This is a genomic window from Streptomyces sp. NPDC111507, from assembly GCF_055638955.1.
This window is the reverse complement of record NZ_JBVKBU010000048.1, coordinates 1-3,126: the sequence shown is the minus strand read 5'-3', so window position 1 is coordinate 3,126 and position 3,126 is coordinate 1. Positions and strand designations below refer to the sequence as shown.

General features: G+C 63.1%; 3 protein-coding genes and 1 pseudogene. 2 read left to right on the top strand and 2 right to left on the bottom strand.

Translation table 11 applies throughout. The annotated features are described in order from the left end of the window. On the bottom strand, positions 1–233 hold a 233-nt coding region (locus ACZ7M2_RS52350), incomplete at its 3' end, for a transposase (RefSeq protein ID WP_471601356.1). Positions 234–654: 421 nt separating this feature from the next. Here ACZ7M2_RS52350 and ACZ7M2_RS52345 point away from each other — a divergent pair. Continuing rightward, complete coding sequence (locus ACZ7M2_RS52345; RefSeq protein ID WP_471601355.1) at positions 655–1,203, top strand: hypothetical protein; 549 nt, start codon at positions 655–657, stop codon at positions 1,201–1,203. A gap of 476 nt (positions 1,204–1,679) precedes the next feature. After that, positions 1,680–1,838: pseudogene (locus ACZ7M2_RS52340) on the top strand (pirin family protein); the annotation flags it as partial. Positions 1,839–2,946: 1,108 nt separating this feature from the next. On the opposite strand, the gene ACZ7M2_RS52335 reads toward ACZ7M2_RS52340, so the two are convergent. Continuing rightward, a partial coding sequence (locus ACZ7M2_RS52335) for an FKBP-type peptidyl-prolyl cis-trans isomerase (RefSeq protein WP_471601354.1) occupies positions 2,947–3,126 on the bottom strand: 180 nt, incomplete at its 5' end.

The following is a 3,126-nucleotide window of genomic DNA, read 5'->3' as shown; positions in this document are numbered from 1 at the left end:
ACCTCCAGTTCGACCGGCCCGACGTCTGTCAGTACCGTCTTGCGTGACGTCCCGTTGCGTGAATTCCCCGAGCCCGCCCCGGTCTTGTCACCCTTCTCGTAGCCGAGGTGTTCACTCATCTCAGCCTCCAGGGCGCCCTCCACGACCAGCTTGACCAGGCCGGACAACAACCCGCCCTCGCCCATCAGATTCAGCCCCTCACGCCGGGCCCGCTCCACCAACTGCGCGGCCATGTCCCGATCCAGCTCGGCTGCTCTCGCCAACTCAGCCCCCGTTCGTACGATGCTCTCGCGGGGCGACTCGCCCTTGATCCCCATCGGTGATCCTTCCGGGCAGAGGCCGCACCTCACGCCATCTGGGTCACACCAGGGCATACACAATCTTTAGGACAGTCCCGCCAGGATGGGCAGGTATGGAAATGCTGAGGTCTCCTGGAGTCTAAATCCTGACGGCATAAACAATGGGGCCAAGAATGCAGGTGCGATAGCTAGGTCTATGGGTAGTTATCGCGGCGCGCCACCGGGGCTTCCAGGGTTCGAGTGGATAGGCAACTGCCCGCGAGGTGAGCGATCCGCCTGCCGAATAAGATTAGGGCTTGACCTGCAGTGCGAGGCAGGTCAAGCCCTACCGCGTTCCGAGAGGAAGTAGTGCCACATGCACCGTGATGTCACACCCACGTTTGAAGAGTGCCTCACGGCCCCCCTGGCGCAGATGGTTAGTTGGGGGCTTCCGTCCTCTCGCCTGAGTGGCGAGCAGCGGTGGAACATTGCTGAAGACGACGCTCTTGCCCTCAGGGAATACGGAGTCGCCGTCTTTGAGGATGGCGGCGGCCGTGGGGGGATTCAGCTGGTCGGGTCTCTCCAGTCGGGGAATGTTCCTATGATTCGGCGTCGCGAAGTTGAGGCGTATTCACTGGGCTCGTACTGGCGCCGAGAGATCGGTGTCGTCGCAGATAGTGGGGAAGTGGTAGGAGTTCCCGATGCCGGGGCCCTGGATGTGAGCTTCATTAGTACCTCTGCTGCTCTATTTGTTGATATCTCGTGGAGGTGGGCGTTTGTGAGAAAACTCCTCCTTGATGTTGAGGACTATGAGTATCTTTATGATTCGCTAGGGCGGTTTCAGGAGTATGCCCAGGCCATCGACTTGGCCATTCGAGATGATTCTCGCTTCGCTTGGTGGAATGGCGTAATTGAAGGTTGGTGAGTTGATTGGTCGTTTGGGTGGGAATTCGCGATTGGTCTGTAGAATTCAGAACTTACCCCTGCGTGCGCGCCGGCCACATCAGCGTCGCCGACGGCTGGGAGCCCGGCCCGGCATACGAGAACGTTGCCGTAGATGCCGGTGGGGCTCGAGGTGTTGTTCGAGGGTGGTACTCGGGCGGGGCGAGTCGTCGGACTGCGTCTCGTGCGGCCACAACGCACACGCGGACATGGGGGGGCGCCCTCAACGTTCTACGGGCCGGGCTGGTCCGTCGCGAAGCCCAACCGGCATAGCGAGAAACCCCCACCTCCAGGTGGAGGAGGAGTCACGCAGGCCTGGAGGTGGAGAGAAAGACCGTTGCGGCCCGCTGAACCGAGCATCCCCGAGATTCTGGCTGGCTGCCAGATATCGTGAAGGGGGTCGGAGGGGGCGGCGGCAGTCCTGGCGGGGTTGCAGTCGGTCGAGGGACCGTCGTGTGGTGGAACTTCATCGGCCGGTCGCAGGAGGAAATCGAAGGAGCGCGAAGGGACTGGATGGAGGAGTCCCGCTTCGGTGAGGTGAAGGGGTACGACGGGGATCGACTGTCTGCTCCCCAACTGCCGCCGGTGGCGCTGAAACCGCGGGGAAGAGCGCGCTGAACTGCGGTGATGGGCTCTGGGTGCATCGCCGTTGGGTGCCTTCTCCGTCGCCCTCGGCTGAGCCGGCTGAGAGGGTGGGCGTACCTGGCGGTGATCAGCTCGGGTGCGAGTGGCGACTTGCAGGTGTTGGCGTCTGTGACCAGGTCTGATCGGACACTTGCTGACCTTTACTGACTCTACTGACAAGTAGTTAGATCTCGAGGGTGCGGTCTGTGAGGGGACTGAGCCGTCTGTCGGTCACCTCCAGGCGGCCCGCCGTTGTATCGGCGTGTCCGGGTGAAATGCCGATGGCAGGCGAAGTCTGGGTGACGTGATTCGAATGCCTTGTCCTGGCCGGGTGGCGTGCCTGGACCGGGTGGGTTCCGAGAAATTCCCTTCGACCCCAGTCCGTGTGCCAGACAGCCTCTTCGCGCATCTCGGCTGGCAACACGCCCTCCGTCGGCTATCGTCCGTCACCCGCCGAGCAACGCGTCTTCTGTGCGCGGAGATTTTTTTCTGGACTTTGAGATCCGTAACCGGTTGCGCAGTCCATTCTCCTCAACGTTCCCGAGCATCGCCCCGAACTCCCCACATTCTCTAGAGGGGAAGCCGATGTCGCGATAAGAGCGAGGTGGTGTTGATTCTCGTCGGGTGAGCTGCGGAAGAACTACGGAGGGCGGGGCGCTGGGAGTGTGTCAGGAGGTTCTTGGTCTGCTGGTGGTACAGCAGTTGCACCAAGCTGACTAGGAGAAACAGTAGCTGGTGCGGCTCTCTGGCGGGGTGCTGGTCCGGAAATGGTCCGGATCTTGGTCCGTATCGGCTTGCGCAATGTGTTGCTGCTGGGCGGGGCCTCCTCGGACCGGCGCTGTGATCGGCAGTGCGACGAGCTGGATTCCGCCGGGGACCTCCCCCGTTTGCCGAGCACGGCCGGCGGGTTCAGACGTCCGGGCGGCGGCGCCGGGTAGGCCGTTGAGGAAGTCGGTCGCCTCGTGGCCTTCGGCGGTCGACGAGTCGCAGCGGAACCGTTCGGACGCTGCGGAGGCGGAAGCAGGAGCGACAGCGAGGAGCACGGCGTGCCAACCCCGGGGGGACGACGCAGCACGCCGCAGGGGAGGAGCGGCCAGGGTCACTAGGCGTTGCTCCACCCGGTTGTGCTGGAATACGAGTCCAGCAGGTCCACCACGAAGACCAGGGTTGAGCCCGCCGGGATCAAAGGCGAAGGTGACTGATTGCCGTAGCCGAGACGCGGGGGAACGATGATCTCGCGCCGACCGCCGACCTTCATCCCCCTCACCCCCCGGTCCCAGCC